Annotated in this window: 22 protein-coding genes and 1 other RNA gene; 7 read left to right on the top strand and 16 right to left on the bottom strand. The window is 61.7% G+C overall.

Annotated elements, in window-relative coordinates; all coding sequences use genetic code 11:
- Nucleotides 1–59: 59 nt before the first annotated feature.
- The 11 genes from GHT07_RS21765 to gyrA all read right to left on the bottom strand — a co-directional run bounded on the left by GHT07_RS21765 (nt 60) and on the right by gyrA (nt 13,134).
- Nucleotides 60–755 (bottom strand): ComEA family DNA-binding protein, encoded by a 696-nt coding sequence (locus tag GHT07_RS21765; protein WP_153586606.1) that lies wholly within the window; start codon nt 753–755, stop codon nt 60–62.
- A 95-nt stretch (nt 756–850) separates the two neighbouring features.
- Nucleotides 851–1,855: an ADP-glyceromanno-heptose 6-epimerase gene (rfaD, locus tag GHT07_RS18595; RefSeq protein ID WP_153586605.1), complete on the bottom strand. Its 1,005-nt coding sequence runs from the start codon at nt 1,853–1,855 to the stop codon at nt 851–853.
- A complete protein-coding gene (rfaE1, locus tag GHT07_RS18590; protein ID WP_153586604.1) occupies nt 1,852–2,784 on the bottom strand; it encodes a D-glycero-beta-D-manno-heptose-7-phosphate kinase in 933 nt (310 codons plus the stop codon). Before rfaE1 ends, rfaD begins: the two co-directional genes overlap by 4 nt.
- Nucleotides 2,781–3,914, bottom strand: a complete 1,134-nt coding sequence (lapB, locus tag GHT07_RS18585; protein WP_153586603.1) for a lipopolysaccharide assembly protein LapB — start codon at nt 3,912–3,914, stop codon at nt 2,781–2,783. The genes rfaE1 and lapB overlap by 4 nt, the downstream gene beginning before the upstream one ends.
- Nucleotides 3,904–4,194: a LapA family protein gene (locus tag GHT07_RS18580; RefSeq protein WP_153586602.1), complete on the bottom strand. Its 291-nt coding sequence runs from the start codon at nt 4,192–4,194 to the stop codon at nt 3,904–3,906. Before GHT07_RS18580 ends, lapB begins: the two co-directional genes overlap by 11 nt.
- Before the next feature lie 123 nt (nt 4,195–4,317).
- Entirely contained in the window at nt 4,318–4,617 is a 300-nt protein-coding gene (locus tag GHT07_RS18575) for an integration host factor subunit beta (protein ID WP_153586601.1), read from the bottom strand.
- A gap of 109 nt (nt 4,618–4,726) precedes the next feature.
- Complete coding sequence (gene rpsA, locus GHT07_RS18570; RefSeq protein ID WP_153586600.1) at nt 4,727–6,418, bottom strand: 30S ribosomal protein S1; 1,692 nt, start codon at nt 6,416–6,418, stop codon at nt 4,727–4,729.
- Nucleotides 6,419–6,523: 105 nt separating this feature from the next.
- Nucleotides 6,524–8,521, bottom strand: a complete 1,998-nt coding sequence (locus GHT07_RS18565; RefSeq protein WP_153586599.1) for a bifunctional 3-phosphoshikimate 1-carboxyvinyltransferase/cytidylate kinase — start codon at nt 8,519–8,521, stop codon at nt 6,524–6,526.
- A gap of 23 nt (nt 8,522–8,544) precedes the next feature.
- On the bottom strand, nt 8,545–9,420 hold the full coding sequence (locus GHT07_RS18560) for a prephenate dehydrogenase (RefSeq protein ID WP_153586598.1): 876 nt from the start codon (nt 9,418–9,420) through the stop codon (nt 8,545–8,547).
- Nucleotides 9,421–9,427: 7 nt separating this feature from the next.
- Complete coding sequence (gene pheA, locus GHT07_RS18555) at nt 9,428–10,510, bottom strand: prephenate dehydratase (protein WP_153586597.1); 1,083 nt, start codon at nt 10,508–10,510, stop codon at nt 9,428–9,430.
- Nucleotides 10,507–13,134 (bottom strand): DNA gyrase subunit A, encoded by a 2,628-nt coding sequence (gene gyrA / locus GHT07_RS18550; RefSeq protein ID WP_153586596.1) that lies wholly within the window; start codon nt 13,132–13,134, stop codon nt 10,507–10,509. The genes pheA and gyrA overlap by 4 nt, the downstream gene beginning before the upstream one ends.
- Before the next feature lie 234 nt (nt 13,135–13,368).
- Between gyrA and ompA the strand changes: the two genes are divergently transcribed.
- From ompA to ssrA, 4 genes are all read left to right on the top strand, one after another.
- The gene (gene ompA, locus GHT07_RS18545) at nt 13,369–14,043 is read left to right on the top strand and encodes an outer membrane protein OmpA (RefSeq protein ID WP_153586595.1); all 675 of its coding nucleotides are present in this window, start codon (nt 13,369–13,371) and stop codon (nt 14,041–14,043) included.
- Nucleotides 14,044–14,126: 83 nt separating this feature from the next.
- Nucleotides 14,127–14,837 carry a bifunctional 2-polyprenyl-6-hydroxyphenol methylase/3-demethylubiquinol 3-O-methyltransferase UbiG gene (ubiG, locus tag GHT07_RS18540; protein ID WP_153586594.1) on the top strand — a complete coding sequence of 237 codons (711 nt, stop codon included), beginning with the start codon at nt 14,127–14,129 and terminating at the stop codon, nt 14,835–14,837.
- A complete protein-coding gene (locus GHT07_RS18535; protein WP_153586593.1) occupies nt 14,837–15,496 on the top strand; it encodes an HAD family hydrolase in 660 nt (219 codons plus the stop codon). The genes ubiG and GHT07_RS18535 overlap by 1 nt, the downstream gene beginning before the upstream one ends.
- A gap of 29 nt (nt 15,497–15,525) precedes the next feature.
- Nucleotides 15,526–15,938, top strand: a transfer-messenger RNA (tmRNA) gene (gene ssrA, locus GHT07_RS18530).
- 142 nt (nt 15,939–16,080) lie between these two features.
- Here ssrA and GHT07_RS18525 read toward each other — a convergent pair.
- The gene (locus GHT07_RS18525; RefSeq protein ID WP_153586592.1) at nt 16,081–16,263 is read right to left on the bottom strand and encodes a hypothetical protein; all 183 of its coding nucleotides are present in this window, start codon (nt 16,261–16,263) and stop codon (nt 16,081–16,083) included.
- A 297-nt stretch (nt 16,264–16,560) separates the two neighbouring features.
- On the opposite strand from GHT07_RS18525, the gene GHT07_RS18520 reads away from it, so the two are divergent.
- On the top strand, nt 16,561–17,238 hold the full coding sequence (locus tag GHT07_RS18520; RefSeq protein ID WP_194792989.1) for an ImmA/IrrE family metallo-endopeptidase: 678 nt from the start codon (nt 16,561–16,563) through the stop codon (nt 17,236–17,238).
- Between the two features lie 63 nt (nt 17,239–17,301).
- Nucleotides 17,302–18,129 (top strand): RNase H family protein, encoded by an 828-nt coding sequence (locus GHT07_RS18515; RefSeq protein ID WP_153586590.1) that lies wholly within the window; start codon nt 17,302–17,304, stop codon nt 18,127–18,129.
- Nucleotides 18,130–18,259: 130 nt separating this feature from the next.
- Here GHT07_RS18515 and GHT07_RS18510 read toward each other — a convergent pair whose 3' ends face one another.
- From GHT07_RS18510 to GHT07_RS18500, 4 genes are all read right to left on the bottom strand, one after another.
- On the bottom strand, nt 18,260–19,468 hold the full coding sequence (locus GHT07_RS18510) for a site-specific integrase (RefSeq protein ID WP_153586589.1): 1,209 nt from the start codon (nt 19,466–19,468) through the stop codon (nt 18,260–18,262).
- Between the two features lie 588 nt (nt 19,469–20,056).
- Entirely contained in the window at nt 20,057–21,001 is a 945-nt protein-coding gene (locus GHT07_RS18505) for a PD-(D/E)XK nuclease-like domain-containing protein (protein WP_194792988.1), read from the bottom strand.
- Nucleotides 20,998–21,315, bottom strand: coding sequence for a hypothetical protein (locus GHT07_RS21340; protein WP_194792987.1), 318 nt, complete (start codon nt 21,313–21,315; stop codon nt 20,998–21,000). Before GHT07_RS21340 ends, GHT07_RS18505 begins: the two co-directional genes overlap by 4 nt.
- Before the next feature lie 67 nt (nt 21,316–21,382).
- Nucleotides 21,383–21,679, bottom strand: coding sequence for a hypothetical protein (locus GHT07_RS18500; RefSeq protein WP_153586587.1), 297 nt, complete (start codon nt 21,677–21,679; stop codon nt 21,383–21,385).
- Between GHT07_RS18500 and GHT07_RS18495 the strand changes: the two genes are divergently transcribed.
- Nucleotides 21,678–22,022 carry a hypothetical protein gene (locus GHT07_RS18495; protein ID WP_153586586.1) on the top strand — a complete coding sequence of 115 codons (345 nt, stop codon included), beginning with the start codon at nt 21,678–21,680 and terminating at the stop codon, nt 22,020–22,022. The two genes, GHT07_RS18500 and GHT07_RS18495, sit on opposite strands and share 2 nt — an antisense overlap.
- Nucleotides 22,023–22,144 lie beyond the last annotated feature (122 nt).

Below are 22,144 nucleotides of genomic sequence, written 5' to 3'. Positions count from 1 at the left end.
ATAGCGGGCTCTTTTTTTGCGCGCCCCACAAGTTGCAGGGCGTTCGCGCGAGAGAAGTTTTACTTCTTGGCGCTGGCGGCAGCAGAAGCTGCGGCTGCCGGCTTGGCGTCTGCCTTGGCGGCTGCGGCGGGCTTGGTATCTGACTTGGCAGCGGGGGCGGCCTTCGCGTCAGCCTTCGCATCCGGCTTTGCAGCAGAGGCAGCCTTCGCGTCGGCCTTGGCTTCAGCCTTTGCTTCCTTCGCATCAGCCTTGGCGGTCTTTTCGTCCTTCTTGGCTTCAGCCTTCTCGACCTTGGCGTCCTTCTTGGCTTCAGCAGCCTTCTTCTCTTCCTTGGCTTCCTTCTTGGCGGCGGCCTTTTCTTCCTTGGCGGTTTCCTTCGCGGCCTTCTTCTCGTCAGCAGCGGCTGCCTTGGCGTCCTTCTTCTCTTCCTTGGCAGCAGCTGCGGGCTTCTCGTCCTTCTTGGCCGGTGCAGCCGGGGCAGCAGCGGCGCCCTTGAAGGCGGAGCCGTTGACCGTCAGGCCTTCAGCCGAGAACTTGGCTGCATTGCCTTCGCCCACGCCCTTGACGCGGTCGATGAAGTCTTGCCAGTCCTTGAACGAGCCCTTCTTGCGCTCATCGACGATCTTGGCGGAGATGGACGGGCCGATGCCCTTGATGCCGTCGAGATCGGCGGCGGTGGCTTTGTTGACATCCACGGCGGCGAACGTCGCGGCGGCGTACAGCATGGCCACGATGGCCAGGATTTTCTTCAGCATGTGAGCAAACTCCAGAGGTTCTTTTGAAAGGCCAGCCGGTGGCTGGGCCGCATCCCTAACGGGCCGGATGATCTGCCGGTTGACGCCCGGCGCAATCAGGCCGCAGACAGCGCGGCCATGTACTTCGCCACGCCCGTCTGCACGTCGTCGAACACGTGGTGGCAACCGGCTGCCCGCAGTGCCGACAGGTCAGCCTGCGTGTAGCACTGGTACTTGCCGCGAAGGGCGTCAGGGAAGTGCACGTATTCGATGAGGCCGGCCTGGGCTGCGCTCGCCGCGTTGAAAGGCTGGCCAGCTGGTTGGCCGTGCAGGGCGTTGATCACGCCCACGGCAACATCGTTGAACGGCTGCGCGCGCCCCGAGCCGAGGTTGAAGATGCCCGACTTGTCGGGATGGTCGAGGAACCACAGGTTCACGGCCACGACATCATCGACATACACAAAGTCGCGCATCTGCTCGCCCGGGCCATAGCCACCGTATTCGCCGAACAGCTTGACCTTGCCTTCTGCGCGGAACTGGTTGAACTGGTGGAACGCCACGCTGGCCATGCGGCCCTTGTGCTGCTCGCGCGGGCCGTACACGTTGAAGTAGCGAAAGCCCGCCACCTGCCTCTTCATTTCCTTGAAGTCGTTGCCACACTGACGCCGCATGCGCTGGTCGAACAGGAGCTTGGAATAGCCGTACACGTTGAGCGGCCGCTCGAACTCGGGCGATTCGCGGAAAGTGTCGCTGCCGCCGTACGTTGCTGCAGATGATGCGTACAGGAGCCTTGTGCCGCGCTCCTGGCAGGCCTGGAACAAGCCACACGACAAGGTGTAGTTGTTGTCCATCATGTACTTGCCGTCGGTCTCCATCGTGTCGCTGCACGCGCCCTCGTGGAACACGGCCTCGACCTTGCCGAAGAAGTTGTCGGCGAACGCATCGTAGAAATCGTCGCGATCGATGTAGTCGGCGATCTTCAGGTCAGCGAGGTTGCGAAACTTGTCGCCTTGCGTGAGGTCATCTACCGCGATGATGTCGTCGATGCCGCGCGCGTTCAGGCCCTTGATGATGTTGGCGCCGATGAACCCGGCCGCGCCAGTGACCACGATTCGTGTCATGCGAATAACTCCTCGTACGACACGGTGGCCGTGCCGAACTTGCCCACGACGATGCCGCCGGCCTTGTTGGCAAGCGGCATCGCGTCGCGCAACGAAACGCCCGCTGCGACGAGCGTTGCGAGTGTGGCGATGACGGTGTCGCCCGCGCCTGTGACGTCGAACACTTCTCGCGCCTGCGCGCCCACGTGCAGCTGGCCGTTTGCGTCGAAGAGGGTCATGCCGTCCTCGCCGAGCGTGACCAGCAGTGAGTCGAGATGGAGATCGTCACGCAGGCGTTGCGCGCGCATCGTCAGTTCTGCGTCGTCGCGCCAGTGGCCGACCACCTGCTGCAATTCCGCGCGATTCGGCGTGATGACCGTGGCGCCGCTGTAGCGCGAATAGTCGGAGCCCTTGGGGTCGATCAGCACGGCCTGCTTCTTGGCGCGCGCCTCGGAAATCATTTCGCCGATGTGCGCGAGGCCGCCTTTGCCGTAGTCAGAGAACAGGACTGCATCGTGCTGCGGCGCGATCTGCGTGAAGGTTTCCGTCTGCATGCCGAGTGCTTCGTGGTCAGGCTCGCTTTCGAAGTCCATGCGCAGCAGTTGTTGCTGGCGGCCGATGACGCGCAGCTTGACGGTGGTCTTCAGGCCCGCATCGCGCTTGAGGTGAGTGGAGATGCCGGTTTGCTTGAGCAGCGCTTCCAGCCGCTTGCCCGCTTCGTCGTCGCCGACGACACCCAGGAAGCTGGCTTGCGCACCGAGCGTGACGACGTTGTACGCAACGTTCGCCGCTGCACCGATGCGCTCTTCTTCGCGGTTGACCTTCACGACCGGCACGGGTGCTTCGGGCGAGATGCGATCGACAGCGCCGTGCCAGTAGCGGTCGAGCATCGCGTCGCCCACGACGAGCACGCGTGCCTTGGCGATCTGTTCTTTGGTTGGATGGGTCATAGCTCTTCGACTCGTCGTGCGGGGTAGCTGTCCCAGGCCTGGCAGCCGGGGCATTGCCAGAAATGCTGCTTGGCCTCGAAGCCGCAGGCGGCGCAGCGGTAGCGCGTGAGCGGCTTGGTCGCGTGATCGAGTGCGCCCTGGACTTGCTTGTGAAACTGCTCGTGCTCCAGCTTCTCGCCGGACAGCCACTTGGCAGCGGCGACCAGTGACGGTTCGCGCTCCAGGTGCTTGACGTACCAGGCGCGTGCCTGCTCAGGGTCTGGCTCGAGTGCAACGATGCCTTCGAGGACGTCGAGCGATGGCGACAGCTCGTAGCTCTGGTGCAGCACTTCGCGCGCCTTCTCCTGCTCGCCGGATGCCTGCGCGGCGTCGGTGAGTGGCTTGGCCAGGAGGGGGATGGCGGCGGGGGCAGCCTCGGCGTGCTCGATCAAGGTGTTGAAGGCCGCGCGCGCGTCCCCGGCGCGGCGTTGCAGTGCGGCGAGCTCGATGCCGGGGCGTGCGGCTTCTGGCGCCATCTGCATCGCGCGGCGCAGCAGTGCTTCGGCCTCGGCGGGTTGTGCATTCGCTGCCTGCTCGCACAGGTAGTGCGCCTGCCGCCCGCTGAAGTTGCCCTGGCCGGAAGCGTCGAGCTTGCTGGCTGTCTCTGATGCATGGGGCCAGTCGCGCGTGCGCTCGTAGATGGCAAGCAAGGCGAGCAGGGCCTGGCCTTCGTAGGGCGTGCCTTCGAGTTTGCGCAGCGCGTCTTCGGCGCGGTCGAGCAGGCCGGCCTTGAGGAAGTCCAGTGCCAGTGCGTGCTGTGCGCGCTGGCGTTCAGCCTTGCTCAGGTCGGCGCGGGAGAGCAGGTGTTCGTGCACGCGCACCGCACGTTCGTATTCGCCGCGGCGGCGAAAGAGATTGCCCAGTGCGAAGTGCAGCTCCGAGGTGTCGGGGTCTTTCTGGACGGCTTCGATGAAGGCGTCGATGGCCTGGTCCTGCTGCTCGTTGAGCAGGAAGTTCAGGCCGCGAAAGTAAGCCTTGGGCGCTTGCCGGTTTTCGATGCGCAACTGGCGCAGGTCGAGCCGCGAAGCGAGCCAGCCAAGAACAAATGCGATGGGCAGCCCCCAGAGCACCCAGCTGAGGTCAAAGTCCATGAGGTGATGAGGAAGGTGGGGTGCGGACTTCCGCGGATTGGGCGGCGGCTGCCGCATGCGCCCGGCGTGCTTCGGCGCGGTGCTTCCACCAGCGCGGCACCATGCCCAAGGCGCCTACTGCGAGACCTGCGGCGAAAGCGGCCAGCACAACGAGCACCAGCGGCGCGCGCCAGGCGGTGCCGAAGAAGAAGTTGACCACTGCCTCCTGCTGGTTGTTCAGCGCGAAAGCAAAGAGGGTAAAAAAAATGGCTGCCTTGAGCAGCCATACCAGGTATTTCATCGAGCTCCTCGTGCTCGTATTCTAGGTGGGGCGTTGAGCGTTCGGCGTTCGGGGTGAAAACCGAAGGCGCTCAACGCTCAACGCCCAACGCTCAACCGCGAAGCCAGCGGCGAAGCTCAACGCTCAACCGCGAAGCTCGGCCGTGCGTTTGTCGACCGCTTCGCGCAGCGCCTTGCCCGGCTTGAAGTGCGGAACGCGCTTCTCGGGGATGTGGACGCTTTCTCCGGAGCGGGGATTGCGCCCCATCCGCGGCGGGCGGCGGTTGATCGAAAAGCTGCCGAAACCACGGATCTCGATGCGGTGCCCGCGCACCAGCGCTTCGCTCATCGCGTCAAGAATGGTCTTGACGGCGAACTCGGCGTCGCGGTGCGTGAGCTGGCTGAATCGTGCAGCCAGTTCTTCGACGAGATCGCTTCTTGTCATGGACGGTGCGTCAGGGGCCGTCATGCCAGGGAGGCCCTAGCATCCAGTGTGGCGGCAATTTCACCGCCGCACTGGATTGCGGGACGAGCCCGCAATGACAGGCTACTGCTTACTGCTTGTCCTGCGGGTTGTCCAGCTTGGCGCGCAGCAAGGCGCCCAGGCTGGTCGTGCCGGCGTTTTCACGCGAGGACTGCTGGCTCAGGTTGGCCATCTGGCCTTGCTCGTCAGCCATGTCCTTGGCCTTGATCGAGAGCTGGATGTTGCGTGTCTTGCGGTCGATGTTGACGATGACGGTGGTGACTTCGTCGCCTTCCTTGAGCACGTTGCGGGCATCTTCGACGCGGTCGCGCGAGATTTCCGAAGCACGCAGGTAGCCGAGGATTTCCTGGCCCAGGTCGATTTCTGCACCCTTGGGGTCCACAGTCTTGACCTTGCCCGTGACGACCGAGCCCTTGTCGTTGATCGACACGAACGTGGTGAACGGGTCAGCGTCGAGCTGCTTGATGCCCAGGCTGATGCGTTCGCGGTCGACGTCAACGGCCAGCACGAGCGCTTCGACTTCCTGGCCCTTCTTGTAGTTGCGAACAGCGGCTTCGCCAGCTTCGTTCCAGGACAGGTCGGACAGGTGCACCAGGCCGTCGATGCCGGCAGCCAGGCCCACGAACACGCCGAAGTCGGTGATCGACTTGATCGGGCCCTTGACGCGGTCGCCGCGCTTGGTGTTTTGCGCGAACTCCTGCCACGGGTTGGCCTTGCACTGCTTCATGCCCAGGCTGATGCGGCGCTTGTCTTCGTCGATTTCCAGGACCATGACTTCGACTTCGTCGCCGAGCGAAACGATCTTGGAAGGAGCGACGTTCTTGTTGGTCCAGTCCATTTCAGAGACGTGCACCAGGCCTTCGATGCCGGGTTCGAGTTCGACGAACGCGCCGTAGTCGGCGATGTTCGTGACCTTGCCGAACATGCGCGTGCCGGTGGGGTAGCGGCGCGAAACGCCCATCCACGGGTCATCGCCCATTTGCTTGAGGCCGAGCGAAACGCGGTTCTTTTCAGTGTCGAACTTGAGGATCTTGGCGGTGATTTCCTGGCCGGCCTGAACGACTTCGCTCGGGTGGCGGACACGGCGCCATGCCATGTCGGTGATGTGCAGCAGGCCGTCGATACCGCCCAGGTCAACGAACGCACCGTATTCGGTGATGTTCTTGACGACACCGCGAACCACGGAGCCTTCCTTCAGCGTTTCCATCAGCTTGGCGCGCTCTTCGCCCATCGAGGCTTCGACCACGGCACGGCGTGACAGCACGACGTTGTTGCGCTTGCGGTCGAGCTTGATGACCTTGAACTCGAGCGTCTTGTTTTCGTAAGGCGACAGGTCCTTGATGGGGCGCGTGTCGATCAGCGAGCCGGGCAGGAATGCGCGGATGCCGTTGACCAGGACGGTGAGGCCGCCCTTGACCTTGCCGGAGGTGGTGCCGGTGACGAATTCGCCGGACTCGAGGGCCTTTTCCAGGCTCATCCACGAGGCCAGGCGCTTGGCCTTGTCGCGCGACAGGATGGTGTCGCCGTAGCCGTTTTCGATCGCGTCGATGGCGACCGAGACGAAGTCACCGACCTGGACTTCGACTTCACCCTTGTCGTTCTTGAATTCCTCGACGGGCACGTAGGCTTCGGACTTGAGGCCGGCATTCACGACGACGAAGTTGTGTTCGATGCGAACGACTTCAGCGGTGATGACTTCGCCCGCGCGCATTTCTGAGCGTTGCAGGGATTCCTCGAACAGGGCGGCAAAAGATTCAGACATTGATTAGCTTTGTGTGGCGCATGAGGCCACGGGTTAAGTTGCTCACCACACTGCCGGAGCGCTGACGCGCGAGGGGAGCAATGTGGACCGGTTTTGGCAACGCGATCAGCTTTTGCCGATTGCTTGCCGTGCTACCCACCACTCGAAGACTTGTGCCACCGATTCTTCAACCGACTGGCCCGAGTTATCGAGAAGGAGGGCATCCTGCGCTGGCTTCAAGGGCGCGGTCGCGCGATTCATGTCTCGTGCGTCGCGCGCTTCCAGGTCAGCGCGAAGGATGTCGATTGTAGCCGGAATTCCCTTTGAAATCAATTGCTTATGCCGCCTTTGCGCGCGCTGCGCGGCGCTGGCCGTGAGGTACACCTTCAGGGGTGCATCGGGGAAGATCACCGTGCCCATGTCGCGGCCGTCGGCCACCAGGCCTGGCAGGCGCGCAAAGCTGTGCTGTAGCGCCACCAGTGCGGTGCGCACGGCGGGCAATACCGACACTTTCGAGGCATTCATCCCGCCTTCTTCACTGCGGATGGCGTCAGTCACGTCGAATTCGTCGAGCAGCACGCGCCCGCCGATGAAGCGCACGGGCAAGGTCTGCGCCATCGCGGCGATGGCCGACTCGTTGCTGGCGTCGAGTTCGAGCCCCGCGCGAAGTGCCGCGAATGCGGTGACGCGATACAAGGCGCCTGAATCCAGGTAGTGGTAGCCGAGCCGATGCGCGAGCTCGGCAGCGAGCGTGCCCTTGCCGGATGCCGTCGGCCCGTCAAGGCAAATCACCGGGATGTCCTGTGCGCGAGCCTGCACGACGGTAAACAGCGTCTCGAAATAGTCGGGGAACGTTTTCGCGACGCACTTGGGGTCTTCGATGCGCACCGCGACGCGCGCGGGATTGAAGGCGGCGAGCGAAAAACACATCGCAATGCGATGGTCGTCGTAGGTGTGGATGCTGGCCGCATTCCATTGCACGGGCGGCGTGACGCGGATGAAATCGGCGCCGATCTCGACGCTCGCGCCGAGCTTGCGCAGCTCTTTCCACATGGCGGCGAGCCGGTCGGTTTCTTTCACGCGCCAGCTCGCTATGTTGCGCAGGGTGGTCGTGCCGTCGGCATAGAGCGCCATGACAGCCAGCGTCATGGCCGCATCGGGGATGTGGTTGCAGTCGAGGTCCAGCGCTTTCAGCGGCCACGCGCCACGCCTGACTTCGATGGCGTTAGCAAACCCCGTGATGGTCGCGCCCATCTGCCGCGCCGCCTCGATAAAGCGGATGTCGCCCTGGATGGAGTCTTCGCCTACGCCTTCGATGCGCAGCCGCATGCCCTGCCCAGGCGGTGACGCTATCGCGCCGAGTGCGATGAAATAGCTTGCCGATGACGCATCCGCTTCGACATGGATTTCACCAGGCGAGCGATAGGCCGCGCCGGCGCGTATCGTGAACTTCGACCAGCCCTCACGTTCGACGTTGATGCCGAATCGCGCGAGCAGGTTCAGCGTGATTTCCACATAGGGCTTGGAGATCAGTTCGCCCACCACTTCGATGACGATGTCCTGGCGGGCCACCAGCGGCAGTGCAAGCAGCAGCGCAGTGAGGAACTGGCTGGAGACGTCGCCGCGAACGCGAATGGGCGCGTCGAGCTTGAGCGCAGGGCGCCCCACGCGCAGTGGCGGATATCCCTGCACGCCGGTGTACTGGATGTCGCAGCCGAGCTGGCGCAGCGCATCAACCAGATCACCGATGGGCCGCTCGTGCATGCGTGCAACGCCACTCAGTTCGAACTCGCCCCCCATCAGTGCGAGGGCTGCCGTGAGGGGCCGCATCGCCGTGCCGGCATTGCCGAGGAACAGACGCGCGTGCGAGGCAGGTGGGTGACCGCCAAGGCCCGTGATTTCGACCGCAGCGTCGTGGTGCCTGACGCCGCAGCCGAGCGCTCGCAGTGCGTCGAGCATCACGCGCGTGTCATCAGAGTCGAGCAGGTCGCAAACGGTGGTGGTTCCGGCGCACAGGGCCGCCAGCAACAGCACGCGGTTGGAGATGCTCTTGGAGCCCGGCAGCCGCACGGTGCCCGACGCGCTGTCCAGCGGCGGCAGGTCGAGGAACTGGGTAGAGAACATGAAAAGCGCGCCGGACGTTTGCGTCAGGCAGGCTTCTTCGAGCCCATGCGCCAGTTGGCTCGCGTGTCGCTGGCGTGCGCTATCGCCTGCTCGAGCGCATCGGTGTCGCCGTGCTCGATCAGCTGTTCCATGGCGTGGAGCGACTGGCGGAACAGCTTGGTCTGGTCGAGCAGCTCATGCCGATTGGCCACCAGGATGTCGCGCCACACCTTCGGGTCGCTTGCCGCAATGCGCGTGAAGTCACGGAAACCCGGGCCGGCGAGCTGCAGGAAATCCTTGCCGTTCTGCTGGCCGGAAATGCTGTTGATCAGGGCAAACGCGATCAGGTGAGGCAGGTGGCTCACGGCCGCGAAGGCCGAGTCGTGCGCTTCCGGCGTCATGCGCAGAACTTTGCACCCCAGGCCCTCCCACAGCGATGCAGCGCTTTGCACGTGGTTGGTGGATGTCTTGTCGATGGGGGTGAGGATGACCTGCCTGCCGTAGTACAGGTCGGCATCTGCGTGCTCGACGCCTGAGGCTTCGCTGCCGGCGATCGGGTGGCACGGAACGAATGATGTGACGTGATCGCGCAGCACGCGTCGCGCGGCGTCGATCACGTCGCGCTTGGTGGAGCCAACATCCATGATCAGCATGTCTGGCGTGACCAGATGCTTGATGGCCTTGAGCGTTGCTTCAGTGGCCGAGACGGGCACGGCCAGCAGCACGATATCTGCACCCGAGACAGCGAGCAGGGCGGAAGGGGCCTCGACGTCGATCACGCCCATCTGGCGTGCGCGCTCGGTCGTCGAGGGCGACTTGCTGTAACCCACGACGCGTTTGACGAGGCCGGCCCGCTTCATCGCCAGCGCGAACGAGCCGCCCATCAAGCCGCACCCGATCAGACCGAGTTGTTCGAACATTCTTTTGTCACTCCCCGACCGGATAGGTGCCGAGCACCTTGTAGAACGCGCACAGCGACTGCAGGTCCTTGAGTGCGGCCGCAACGTGCGGCTGCGAAGGGTGGCCCTGCACATCAATGTAGAAATAGTATTCCCACTGGCCCGAGCGTGCTGGCCGTGACTCGAAGCGCGTCATGGAAACGCCGTGCTGCTTCAGGGGCACCAGGATGTCGTGCACCGCCCCTGGCCTGTTGGGCACCGACACGACAAGGCTCACACAGTCGTTGCCCGAGGCTTGCGGCGCCTGCAGCGTTTGCGGCAGGCAGATGATGGCAAAACGCGTCCGGTTGAAGGCGTCGTCCTGGATGGCGTGGGCCGCAATATGCAGGCCGAATTCGCTACCGGCCCGCTCGCTGGCAATGCCCGCCCACGCTGGGTTCGTTGCCGCCAGCCGCGCGCCTTCTGCGTTGCTCGACACGGCCCGGCGCTCGGCCTTGGGCAAGTGCTTGGTGAGCCAACCCTGGCACTGCGCAAGCGCCTGGGGATGCGCAAGGACTGCTTCAATCGAATCCAGCGAATTCGACAGGCGCAGCAGGTGATGCCGCACCAGCAGGCTGATCTCGCCGACGATGTGAAGCGGCGAATGCAGCATCAGGTCGAGCGAGCGCGTGACGACGCCCTCGCTGTTGTTTTCTACCGGAACGACGCCGAAGTCAGCAGTGCCTGATGTCGCCGCGTGAAAGACTTCATCGAATGTCATGCACGGCACATGCTCGATGCTCGAGCCGAAGAAGTTCAGTGCTGCCTGTTCGCTGAAGGTGCCTGCGGGTCCGAGATATGCGACGCGTTGCGGCGCTTCAAGGGCGCGGCAGGCGGACATGACCTCACGCCAGATCGTCGCGACATTGCTGGCCTTCAGAGGCCCTGGGTTGACAGACTGCAAGCCGTTGATGACGGCGGCCTCGCGGTCAGGCCGGAACACATTGGAGCCTTCTGCACGCTTGAGTTCACCGACCTCATTGGCCAGGGCGGCTCGCTTGTTCAGCGTCGCCAGGAGCTCCCGGTCGACCGCGTCGATCTCGCTCCGAAGCTGCGCGAGGTCTTTGCTCATTCGTCGGCGCCGGCGGGTGCGTCTTCGCCTTCGGCTGCCTGTGCGTCGTTCTCGACGATGCGCTGCAGTCCACTGAGCTTGGAGCCTTCGTCCAGACCGATCAGCGTGACGCCCTGCGTGGCGCGACCGAGTTCGCGGATCTCGCTGACGCGGGTGCGAACGAGCACGCCCTTGTCGGTGATGAGCATGATCTCGTCGTCGGCATGCACCAGCGTTGCAGCGACGACCTTGCCGTTGCGCTCGCTTTGCTGGATGGCGATCATGCCTTTGGTACCCCGTCCATGGCGCGTGTATTCGGTAATGCTCGTGCGCTTGCCGTAGCCGTTTTCGGTGGCAGTCAGCACGCTTTGTTGCTCGTCTTCAGCGACGAGCATGGCGATGACGCTCTGGCCTTCGGGTAAGTCCATGCCTCGCACGCCGCGCGTATTGCGGCCCAGCGCGCGCACGTCGTTCTCGTCGAAACGCACGGCCTTGCCGCCGTCGCTGAAGAGCATCACGTCGTGCTGGCCATCGGTCAGCGCGGCACCGATCAGGTAGTCGCCCTCGTCGAGGTTGACGGCGATGATGCCGCCCTTGCGCGGGTTGTTGAATTCATCGAGCGCCGTCTTCTTCACGGTGCCCTTGGAGGTCGCCATGAAGATGAAGTGGTCGGCCGGGAACGTGCGATTGGCGCCCGTCACAGCCAGCACGACGTTGATCTTCTCGCCGTCCTGCAGCGGGAACATGTTGACGATCGGGCGGCCACGCGAGCCGCGCGAACCTGCCGGTACTTCCCACACCTTGAGCCAATACATGCGCCCACGGTTGGAAAAGCACAGGATCCAGTCATGCGTGTTGGCGATGAACAGCTGGTCGATCCAGTCGTCTTCCTTCGTCGCCGTGGCCTGCTTGCCGCGGCCACCGCGCTTTTGCGCGCGGTATTCGGACAGCGGCTGGCTCTTGATATAGCCCGAGTGCGAGAGCGTCACGACCATGTCGGTCGGCGTGATCAGGTCTTCGGTGGCGAGGTCTTGTGCGTTGTGTTCGATCAGACTGCGGCGAGCGCCCAGCTTGCCCTGGCCGAACTCCTGTTTGATAAGCGTGAGCTCCTCGGTGATGATCGTCGAGACTCGCGCGGGCTTGGCCAGGATATCGAGCAGATCTTCGATCTCTGCCATCACTTCCTTGTACTCGGCGACGATCTTGTCCTGCTCCAGCCCCGTGAGGCGCTGCAAGCGCATCTGCAGGATTTCCTGAGCCTGCGTGTCCGAGAGGCGATACAGACCGGTGGACTGCATTCCGTAGCCGCGGTCGAGCCCGTCGGGGCGATAGTCGTCTGCATTGACCACGCCGCCGTCTTCTCGGGTGCGGGTCAGCATTTCGCGCACCAGCTGGCTGTCCCACGAGCGGTTCATCAACTCGGTCTTGGCCACGGGCGGTGTCGGCGCGTTGCGGATGATCGCGATGAATTCGTCGATGTTGGCCAATGCAACGGCAAGGCCTTCGAGCACGTGCCCACGTTCGCGCGATTTGCGAAGGGTGAACACCGTGCGCCGCGTGACCACTTCGCGCCGGTGTTCCAGGAAGACCTTGATCAGGTCCTTCAGGTTGCAAAGGCGTGGCTGGCCATCAATGAGCGCCACCATGTTGATGCCGAAGGTGTCCTGCAGTTGCGTCTGCTTGTACAGGTTGTTCAGGACCACCTCGGGCACTTCGCCGCGCTTGAGCTCGATCACCAGGCGCATGCCGGACTTGTCGCTCTCGTCCTGGATGTGGCTGATGCCTTCGATCTTCTTTTCGTTGACCAGTTCGGCCATGCGCTCCTGCAGCGTCTTCTTGTTGACCTGGTAGGGCAGCTCGTCAACGATGATCGACTGGCGCTGGCCACGGTCGATGTCTTCGAAGTGGCATTTGGCGCGCATCACGACGCGGCCGCGGCCCGTGCGATAGCCTTCCTTGACGCCATTGATGCCGTAGATGATGCCGGCCGTGGGGAAGTCGGGGCCGGGGATGATCTCCATCAGCTCGTCAATCGTCGCTTCCGGGTTGCGCAGCAAATGCAGGCAGGCATCGACAACTTCGTTCAGGTTGTGTGGCGGGATGTTGGTCGCCATGCCCACGGCAATACCGCCCGAGCCATTGACCAGCAAGTTGGGCAGCTTGCTCGGAAGCACCAGCGGCTCTTGCTCGCTGCCGTCGTAGTTGGGCCCGAAGTTGACCGTTTCCTTGTCGATGTCCGCGAGCATTTCGTGCGCGATCTTGGCAAGGCGGATCTCGGTGTATCGCATGGCCGCAGCGTTGTCGCCGTCGACCGAGCCGAAGTTGCCCTGGCCGTCCACCAGCATGTGGCGCATCGAAAAATCCTGCGCCAGCCGCACGATTGTGTCGTACACCGACTGGTCGCCGTGCGGGTGGTACTTACCGATGACATCGCCCACGATGCGCGCAGATTTTTTGTAGGGCCGGTTCCAGTCGTTGTTCAACTCGTGCATCGCAAAGAGCACGCGGCGGTGAACCGGCTTGAGGCCGTCTCGCGCATCGGGGAGGGCGCGACCGACGATGACGCTCATGGCGTAATCGAGGTAGCTCCGGCGCATTTCCTCTTCAAGACTGATGGGCAGGGTTTCTTTGGCGAATTGGGTCATGCGTGAAGAGGGCGGAGCTGGCGCTAAACCGGCAATTTTACGGGCACGCGAGTCATGTAGCTGAATCGCAACAATCGAGGGGTAATGCGGTTTTGTCCTACGGCGTCAACCCATGCATAGGTTGCGTGTGTAAGGACGTGTGGCACAATAAGTTTGACGCTTTTGGTGATGGTCACCTTAATCGTAGTATTTAACGCAGCGCGGCTGCGGCTTTTTCCCCCCAAGAGGAGAACCATGAAGAAACTGAACCAAGTTGCGCTGATGTTCGCCGCTGCTGCCCTGGCAAGCGCTGCAGGCGCGCAGACACGCGTGACCGCAGCCGATGGCGGCAACCGGATTGACAACTGGCAAAACGGCTCTGGCGAGCTGGTCTGGAAGAACGGCACCAACGAATATTGCTGGCGCGATGCATTCTGGACCCCGGCTACCGCCGCCAAGGGTTGCGATGGCGCCCTGGTGCCGCCCGCACCGCCGGCCGTCGCGCCGAAGCCCCCGGCACCTCCGGTCGTCGCACCGAAGCCCCCTGCACCTCCGCCGGCCCCGCCCGTCGCCGCTACTAAGGTGACGTACGCTGCTGACGCCTTCTTCGACTTCGACAAGTCGGTCCTGAAGCCGGAAGGCAAGGCCAAGCTTGACGACCTCGTCGGCAAGGTCAAGGGCATCAACCTGGAAGTCATCATCGCTGTGGGTCACACTGACTCCGTCGGCACCGATGCCTACAACCAGAGCCTGTCCGTGCGTCGCGCTGAAGCCGTCAAGGCTTACCTGGTGACCAAGGGCATCGAAAAGAACCGCGTCTACACCGAAGGCAAGGGCGAGAAGCAGCCTGTCGCCGACAACAAGACCAGCGAAGGCCGTGCGAAGAATCGTCGCGTGGAAATCGAAGTGGTCGGCACGCGCGCCAAATAAGACCTCTCCCGAGGCAACGAAAAAGGCCCCGCTTGCGGGGCCTTTTTCATGTCGGGCTTTTCCTGAACCGCGACAATGTGTCCATGAGTGAAACAACCGTCAACGCCGATCCGGCGGAGCTTGCCAAATTTTCGGACCTGGCCCATCGCTGGTGGGACACCGAGAGCGAATTCCGCCCGCTGCACCAGATCAATCCGTTGCGCCTCGACTGGATCCAGTCGCACGTGCCGTTCAAAGACAAGCGTGTGCTCGATGTGGGTTGCGGCGGCGGCATCCTGTCGGACGCCATGGCGCGCAAAGGCGCCGACGTGCTCGGGATCGACCTCGCCACCAAGGCGCTGAAAGTGGCCCAGCTCCATGCGCTTGAGGCAGAGACGCCGAACGTGCACTACCGCGAGGTGAGTATTGAGGCGCTTGCGCTTGAAGCGCCGTCGAGTTTCGACGTCGTCACGTGCATGGAGATGCTTGAGCACGTGCCAGACCCTTCGTCGGTGGTGCGCGCATGCAGTGCGCTGGTCAAGCCCGGCGGCTGGGTGTTTTTCTCGACGATCAATCGCAACCCGAAATCGTTCCTGTTCGCGATCGTGGGTGCGGAGTACTTGCTCAATCTCTTGCCCAAGGGCACGCACGAGTACCTGAAGTTCCTGCGACCGAGCGAGCTGGCAACGCATTGCCGCAGCAGTGGCCTCGACCTCGTCGATACGCGCGGCATGCAATACAACCCAATCACCCGGCGCTATTGGATCTCGGCCGATACGAGCGTGAACTACATGATCGCCGCGAGGCGGCACTGATGTTCAGTGACGTGCGTGCCGTGCTGTTCGACCTGGACGGCACGCTGATTGATAGCGCCCCCGATCTCGGCGCTGCCGCCGACAAGATGCGGGTCGATCGTGGCCTACCCTCATTGCCGCTGGAGCGCTATCGCCCGATGGCTGGCGCCGGCGCGCGCGGCATGCTGGGAATCGCATTCGGCATGACGCCAGATCACCCGGATTACCTCGACATGCGTGAAGAATTCTTCAGCAACTACGAGAGCTGCATGACGCAGCGCACGTCGATCTTCCAGGACATCCCTGAACTGATCGACCAATTGATGGGCCGGGGCCTTGCGTGGGGCGTGGTCACGAACAAATCCATGCGGTTTGCCGGGCCGTTGACCAAGGGCATGGACCTGTTTGTCACAGCAAAAGCGGTGATTGGTGGCGACACCACCCCCCACGCCAAGCCCCACCCAGCGCCGCTGTTCGAAGCCGCACGCCAGCTCGGCATCGAGCCCGCCCGGTGCATCTACGTCGGCGACGATGAGCGTGATGTTGTCGCCGGGCATGCCGCTGGTATGGGGACGGTTGCGGCCACCTACGGCTACCTCGGCAGTGAGGGCGACGCGAGCAAGTGGGGCGCCCACGCACACATCGGCACACCTCTTGAGTTGCTCCCGCTCTTGAAATAGCGTTTGCAGGCGTAAGATACGGAGTTCCTGGGGCTGCACCGGTTTCGACGTGGGTTCGGACGCGCGGCAGGGCATGTCGAGGTTTCAGTTCCTCGTAAAACCGCTGGAAACTAAAGTAACTGCCACAAACAGCTACTCCGGTATGGCCGCTGCGAACGAATCTTCGTTCGCAATGGCTGCTTAACTAAACACTAAGCAACCGCTCCGCACCAATTCGTCGATGGGTTGGGGCTAACAACGCAAGTTGAAGGCTGCGGAGTCATTCACATCGGCTGGTCTTGATCCGGGCGCCTTGGATCGGGACGAGAAAATAGGACGCTGGCGTCCTGGGTAGCGTGCGACTGCGCGACCCAGGAGGCGAGACTCAAATCAGACCGCTAAACATGTAGAACTGTGCGAAGAAGGCTTGCGGACGCGGGTTCAATTCCCGCCAGCTCCACCATTAATGACGGTCAACGCCAGTGAATGACAACACTGGCGATTGACTAAAAACTGTCCCAAACCGCCGTTCATTGGCGGTCGTTTCGCACGCGTTTCGCACGGAAATTCGCACGCAAAACTCAGACGCGCGGCGCGACCAGGCGCTAGATCGACAAGGTCGTCAACGTCAGTCCATGTAGCGCCTTGATGTCCTCCGGCGTGCTGCGGTATGGCGGCTTATTGATCTTCGTTGCTGTATCAAGCGTCTGCAACTCCACCAGCTCGCGATGGATATGCGGCTTCTCTGGTCCGAAATCGCTCGGGCGGCTTGGTTCGGTGTTGGCCACCTCCGGACATTCACACAACCATGTACGGTATTGCGTCTCCACGTCTTCTTGAACATTGTGCGCACGCGAACGAGCGGAGCCATCGAGACCTCCCACACGAGCTTGAACTGGCTGTAAGCAGCCAGGGCTTAGATCCCGAGGTCTTCGCTGTGATGTGCGTAGACATACGCGGAGGTGTGACGCGAAACCTCCGGTATCGTGCTGTGGCCATCCGCGAAAAAGCGCTACCGGTAGTGTTTCTTCGCCCCTCGGACCCCACCTATAGCGTACAGCGTCAAAATGCGCTATATTTTCGCAATGAATACTACGTTTTGCATCGAGGAGTGTGCACTAGAGGTGCAGCGCGAGATGTGGGACAAGCAGTTTTCCTTGTGGCCGGGTGAGAAGATGCAGCGCCTGGACCTCTGTGATCCTTGGCTCGTTGCAGCATATTTAGGTTACGAGGTTCAGGAAGGGTTTATCTCCGGCGACACGCGGCCGGGATATCGTTTCGGCGGATTTGTGAACCGTGATCTCAATCTTGTCGGGATATCGGATCATCAAAGTGAACGAGCGAAGCGCTTTACCCTCGCGCATGAAGTCGCGCACCTTCAACTCGATCATCCTGGCATGCACCACCACCGCGAACTCCCGATGCAAGGGCTCGAGACTCGTGTTCCGGCGGATTGGAAGGAACGGGAAGCGAATCACTACGCAGGGTGCCTGCTAGTGCCATCCGCCTTGCTCACCAAGGCCTTCCGAAGCGCATTCAATGTCACGTCCCTGATGCTTACAGACGAGGTTGCGTGGGAGCTTCTGGGGCAGGAATACGCGCAATTGACAAACTCGCCGCCTCATTCGAGAGCTCTGGCGCGTTTGATTGCGACAGCAAGGCGATTTCGCGGCCGACACTTTGGATCGCTCCACGATCTTTTCAAAGTGTCGGACATGACCATGGCCATTCGGCTCGAGCAGACCGGCCTGGTCCAGCTGTAGACGCGTCAGATTTGCACTCTTGAGTCCTTAGTCAACCGAGCACCTGCAATCTATAACGGAGGAATGGTGATCACTCAAGGCGGAATTCATGACGAGGAGGCATTGAACATCTACACGGACGGTTCATCGTTCCCCGGAAAAAAACGAGCGGCTGGTGTGGGCGTAGTGCTCATGTGGGTGGATGAGGCGGGAAACTCCCAGACGAGCGAGTACGCGCCGACCGGTTACCAGAGCGCGACTATCGACGAGATGGAAATTCAGGCCTGCACTGTCGGCTTGCAGGAGGCCATGAACGTCTTCCCCGACTTGGGCAGGTTCAAGAGGATTTTGCTGTTCTCGGATTCCCAGTACGTCACCGACAACTTCGTCAGTGCGATGTACGTTTGGCCGAAGAGGGCTTGGCGAGGCGCGAATGGGACGCCCGTAAAAAACATTGACCTTTGGAGACGCCTCAAGAAGGAAGTTACTACTTGCCCGATTCGCGTTGACGTACGGTGGGTGAAAGGGCACAAGTCAAATATCTATAACCGCGCAGCCGACAAGCTCGCAAAGAAGTCGGCAGCGATGCCGTTCCAAAAGCCATTGTCAGTTAGCCAGACAACTCGTAAGTGGTCGGACCGCAAAACTCAGCGAGGCTGCGTCACGTTCGATGGCCGCACAGTAAAAATTCGGATCATTTCTACCAAGTACGACAAGTACGTTAAAGAGTATGAATATCGATTCGAGGTGATAGACAGAGAGGACTTGTCCTATAAAGACTTGGACTTCGTTTGGTACAAGCACTTGCTCAGTCGCAACAAATGCCTTTTAGTGCGTGTCAACTCTGATCAAAATCACCCCGCCATTGATGAAGTGCTCGAAGAACTCAACCCTGATGACTACAAATATTGAGTCCCCGATGGGGGCCAGCGCCCTCGTGCGCTGAAGCGGGGGCTTCGCTTGGACTACAGTGAAAGCAATCGGGCTATCTACTTGGCCTTCCTGCGCTTTTATCGTCTCAAATGCGTGCTCGGGCGATCATCTATGTTGACCGACCGGCGACAGCGCGTAGTGTCGGCTCAGCCTTCGGCTTCTGGTAGTCCGCAGTAATGAACTTCCCGTACGTCCGGAAGACCATCTGCACGTCGACGTGCCCGAGTTGCTCCGCCACATACCACGGGTTCTCGCCCGCAGTCAGCAAGGCGCTGGCGAATGTGTGGCGGCACTGATAGGGGTTGCGGTAACGGACGCCGGAGCGCTCAAGCAGAGGCACCCAGAGTGTCTTTCGCAGCTGCGCGTCCGTCGTCCAGGCATTGCCTGTGCGCGGATTCAGGAACACGTGCGCGCCGGCCTCGAGGCTTGCGGGCTTCTGTGCAATCAACGCGGCGATCGCCCCTTCATCCAAGTCAACGTCGCGGATGCCCGCGGCAGTCTTCGGCATCTTCTCCACGCCCACCACCTGGTTCACGTCGATGCGCGCGCGGCGCTGCGTCCAGTCGATCTTCGGCCACTTGAGCGCGATCAGCTCGCCGGGGCGTAGGCCGGCGTGCAGCCAGAAGCGCACCAGTGGCGCCTCGTCCGGCCGCGCGTTTTGCAGCAGGATCTCGCGCTCCTCCTGCGTGAACGGGTCGACTTCATAGTCGCTGTTCTTTGTTGTCTTCTTCAGGAGCGACGTCATGTCGATGCGCGTGAACGGATCGAACGGAATCAGGTCATCGTTCAGCGCGTCTGCGAACGTCGCGCGCAGTGGCGTCATCAGGTTGCGCACGTGCTTGGCCGTGCCTTCGATACCGGATGCGAACGCGCGTACTTCGCTGGGTTTCACGCTCGCGATTGCGCGGCCGCGGACGAAGTCAGTCATGCGCTCGCTGTGAATCGCCTTCACGTAGCCGGCCAACGTCGACGGCGACATCTTGCCGTTGGCGACCTGTCGTTCGTACGCCTCTTCAGTGAGCCTCAGCCGATCATCCAGCAGGACGCGCAAGCCGGTGGGCGCGAACTGCGCGGCACGCGGGCTGTCGGGAAAATACTCGGTGTAGACGAACGTCTTTTCAGCGACGCGGCGGACAATCTCTGCGCGCAGACCGCCGGCCTGGCTCACGCTTGTCTGCGTCACCGGTTTTGGCGGCAGCAACTCACGGCACTCGACACCTTGGTAGCTGAAGGCTATCTGAATGCGGCGCTCGTGTTTGAAGTCGCGGACCGTGACGCCGCGTGGGCATACGATGTCGTGCTGCTTCCTTCCACCCATTTGTTCCACTCCTCGGGGTTTACGTAAAGGTTGCCATCCGGACCGACGCGGCACTGCACACCGTCCTGCCATACGCCCTTGCGTCGTCGCGCGTGTACCGCGTCCGGCGTATCACCGGTGTCCGCGCAATGCTTTGGAAGCCGAATCCAGCGATAGATGGTGGTGCTGCTGTCAGTCACTTTGACCGTCCCTGCCCGAAGTTGCTGGCAATTCGTGTGCACATAGCGTGGCGGCCTCGTCAACGCCATGCGGCGGCGTGCCCTGTTCTGGGCGAAGGTCGACGTGCGAAATCATGTTCGTGCTGGACATGGGATTTGTATGAATTGAAGGAGACAGCCGTACCCGGAGGTCGGGGCTTTGGTGGGCCGGCAGTTGAGGCTGCCCGTTGTGGCTTGCACTGGGCGGTTCACGCCGCCTTCGGTGCTTCGGTTCATTGACAGCATTGCGCCGTCGCGAGCTCATTTGAGTCGCAGCCAAATAGTACGGCTCGGGGAAGCAGGCCGCAAACGATGCGAACCAGTCCGCATCGTGAGCACTTGCACGGCGTACGGGTCGCCGAACACAGGAATTGATTGAGGCACGGCACTGCTACTCCGCCAACGCAGAACGCCAATGGTCTCCCGGCTGATACTGCTGCCAGGGTTGGATATCCAGAGTCGTGTGGCAACTGAGATCAGGCCAGTGCCGCACCAGAGTGCAGGCCTTGAACGTTGTGAGGCACTCACGTAGCTTGGCTTCGCCGTTCTCAATGAGCGTCGCTCCTGCGAGATGTGTGCAAACCGAATAGGGCGCCGATGTTTCCGCCGAAATGAACACGAACGGAGCGGGCGTGCTGGTTCCCTCAAACTTGGAGCGCGCCAGCGAATACATGTACGCCTGCATGTCGTAAGACAGGACGACTGCGTCGCGGGCAAATTCCGTTGGCGCCGCATGGCGGGTGGTCTTCAGGTCGAAGCTGATCTCCGGGTGGTATGCGTCGAAGCGCACGCGGAGCCGCAGTCCAGTCACTGGTTCAGTGAAATAGACACTGCACTCAGTCATCGACTCCTCTATGAACTGGGCGAGCAGTCGTCCTCGGAATCGTGTTGTGGCGACTTTGTGAGCGATCCGGCGCGCGGTGCTGAACGTGGGCTCGTCAACGACGATCTTGTGAGAGTTCGCAGAGGCAAACACCTTGAAGTCTCTGTCCCGCGAATTTGCGATGCCGGGATATACGGCCACCTCACGAGACAGGTGCTGCGGTTCGAGGACCAATAGGTGGACCAGAGAGCCGAAGTCCTGTGCTGCTGAAGATTTCCGTTGTGCGACAAGCGCCGCCTGGAAATGCGCTGGCGAAGTCAGGAGCGGCTTCAGCAATGAGCAGCTCAACGCATCTCGGTCTGCGTGATACACATTCGCTGGCAGATCTCGGAAGAGAACGCTGTCGGCATCCTTCCCAGGCGCACTGGAGAAGGCTTCGATCGCCGATGCAGCGAGCGCGTGAATTTCTCCGAGCGCGTTGTCCAATGAGATCCAATCCATCTGGTTGCTCATGCGGCTGCGCCGCGGCGCACGCGCAATATGAGGCGGAAGACGTTGTTCAAATAGTCGAGTCGCTGCCTCAGTCGCGCCGGTTTCTTCCATTGACGCAGGCCAAGATCGTCGACCAAGTATTCGAGCACCTCGGTGAACTCGTCTCCGCATCCCCAGATCGACAGCTGTATCGACGGAACAAGTTGAGAGAGACGCAGTTCCAACAGTCCTCGTCCGTAGATCGAGTCCAGCAGCCAATGCCGATGAGTCGAAGTTGCTTCGGCTTCGGCAAGCAGTACGGAGGACAAGCGGGCATCGTGAGTTGTGGTGTTCATATGGCTCCTTTCATGAAGCCAGAGTTGCATGCAACTCCCCAATGTCAAGAGCGGACTGGATCAACTGTTATGACAGTCGTCGCGGCGGCGTAACCATGACGGGTAGATTCCATGGGTCCATGTCCACCGGGCCATCCTCTTGCGCAGGACGTTCGTCGTTCCTGTTGCCCGCCGACGCCGGCTCACCTATGCGCTCTTCGCCGCCCGCAAGGTGCAGTGACCTTGCACCGAGGTGAACTTCGGCGCCGAGCCTGACGAGATAGACGACTTCGCGCGCGCGTGTCGCAGAATCAAGTGTGCAGAGCCAGTCGTAGAGCGGACCCATGGCGGGGTCCAGTGAGATGCGATGCTGAAGGCGCTTCATGGGCTTCTACACGGGCAAGGATTCACCGTGCCCTCTCCAGATCCTTCTCCGCGACGATCTGGAATCCACGCACGTTGGAATAGATCGGATCCTGATCCATGCGGATGATTCGCTTGAGTTGCGGATGCTTCTTCTGGAAGTGGTCACGGAAGACCGATGCGCCGCCGCCGGTGAAGAGGATGTGGTCCACATCATCCAGCGATCCGACGGTGGCGTGCATCTGGTCAAGCGCCTCGTCGAGCACTTGTGTGACGGCGGACCGGTGTTCGGCGAGCGGAATTTCTTGCCCTTGTACGGTGAAGGTTGGAAGATTCTTGCGGATCGCGCAATCGATGCGGTTTGAACCGCCCCGGTATTTGAGGAGGCTCTTTCATTTGAGAAGATTGAGCCATTATGAGGAAGTCAAAGTTTTCACCCGAGGTGCAGGATCGTGCAGTACGCATGGTCTTCGACGCCAAGGACCAA

The sequence above is a fragment of the Caenimonas koreensis DSM 17982 genome, from assembly GCF_009646335.1.
Lineage (GTDB): Bacteria > Pseudomonadota > Gammaproteobacteria > Burkholderiales > Burkholderiaceae_C > Ramlibacter > Ramlibacter koreensis.
The sequence above is the reverse complement of the archived record's forward strand: the minus strand, read 5'-3'. Positions and strand labels throughout refer to the sequence as shown.

What these genes read in the sequence shown, in the direction of transcription:
- GHT07_RS21340 (WP_194792987.1), bottom strand. Translation starts at nt 21,315, where the DNA reads ATGAACACCACAACTCACGATGCCCGCTTGTCCTCCGTACTGCTTGCC.
- GHT07_RS18495 (WP_153586586.1), top strand. Translation starts at nt 21,678, where the DNA reads ATGGGCTTCTACACGGGCAAGGATTCACCGTGCCCTCTCCAGATCCTT.
- GHT07_RS18560 (WP_153586598.1), bottom strand. Translation starts at nt 9,420, where the DNA reads ATGTTCGAACAACTCGGTCTGATCGGGTGCGGCTTGATGGGCGGCTCG.
- GHT07_RS18535 (WP_153586593.1), top strand. Translation starts at nt 14,837, where the DNA reads ATGTTCAGTGACGTGCGTGCCGTGCTGTTCGACCTGGACGGCACGCTG.
- GHT07_RS18520 (WP_194792989.1), top strand. Translation starts at nt 16,561, where the DNA reads ATGAATACTACGTTTTGCATCGAGGAGTGTGCACTAGAGGTGCAGCGC.
- GHT07_RS18510 (WP_153586589.1), bottom strand. Translation starts at nt 19,468, where the DNA reads ATGGGTGGAAGGAAGCAGCACGACATCGTATGCCCACGCGGCGTCACG.
- ompA (WP_153586595.1), top strand. Translation starts at nt 13,369, where the DNA reads ATGAAGAAACTGAACCAAGTTGCGCTGATGTTCGCCGCTGCTGCCCTG.
- rfaE1 (WP_153586604.1), bottom strand. Translation starts at nt 2,784, where the DNA reads ATGACCCATCCAACCAAAGAACAGATCGCCAAGGCACGCGTGCTCGTC.
- rfaD (WP_153586605.1), bottom strand. Translation starts at nt 1,855, where the DNA reads ATGACACGAATCGTGGTCACTGGCGCGGCCGGGTTCATCGGCGCCAAC.
- GHT07_RS18500 (WP_153586587.1), bottom strand. Translation starts at nt 21,679, where the DNA reads ATGAAGCGCCTTCAGCATCGCATCTCACTGGACCCCGCCATGGGTCCG.
- GHT07_RS18515 (WP_153586590.1), top strand. Translation starts at nt 17,302, where the DNA reads ATGGTGATCACTCAAGGCGGAATTCATGACGAGGAGGCATTGAACATC.
- GHT07_RS18505 (WP_194792988.1), bottom strand. Translation starts at nt 21,001, where the DNA reads ATGAGCAACCAGATGGATTGGATCTCATTGGACAACGCGCTCGGAGAA.
- GHT07_RS18580 (WP_153586602.1), bottom strand. Translation starts at nt 4,194, where the DNA reads ATGAAATACCTGGTATGGCTGCTCAAGGCAGCCATTTTTTTTACCCTC.
- GHT07_RS21765 (WP_153586606.1), bottom strand. Translation starts at nt 755, where the DNA reads ATGCTGAAGAAAATCCTGGCCATCGTGGCCATGCTGTACGCCGCCGCG.
- GHT07_RS18575 (WP_153586601.1), bottom strand. Translation starts at nt 4,617, where the DNA reads ATGACAAGAAGCGATCTCGTCGAAGAACTGGCTGCACGATTCAGCCAG.
- pheA (WP_153586597.1), bottom strand. Translation starts at nt 10,510, where the DNA reads ATGAGCAAAGACCTCGCGCAGCTTCGGAGCGAGATCGACGCGGTCGAC.
- rpsA (WP_153586600.1), bottom strand. Translation starts at nt 6,418, where the DNA reads ATGTCTGAATCTTTTGCCGCCCTGTTCGAGGAATCCCTGCAACGCTCA.
- ubiG (WP_153586594.1), top strand. Translation starts at nt 14,127, where the DNA reads ATGAGTGAAACAACCGTCAACGCCGATCCGGCGGAGCTTGCCAAATTT.
- GHT07_RS18565 (WP_153586599.1), bottom strand. Translation starts at nt 8,521, where the DNA reads ATGTTCTCTACCCAGTTCCTCGACCTGCCGCCGCTGGACAGCGCGTCG.
- lapB (WP_153586603.1), bottom strand. Translation starts at nt 3,914, where the DNA reads ATGGACTTTGACCTCAGCTGGGTGCTCTGGGGGCTGCCCATCGCATTT.
- gyrA (WP_153586596.1), bottom strand. Translation starts at nt 13,134, where the DNA reads ATGACCCAATTCGCCAAAGAAACCCTGCCCATCAGTCTTGAAGAGGAA.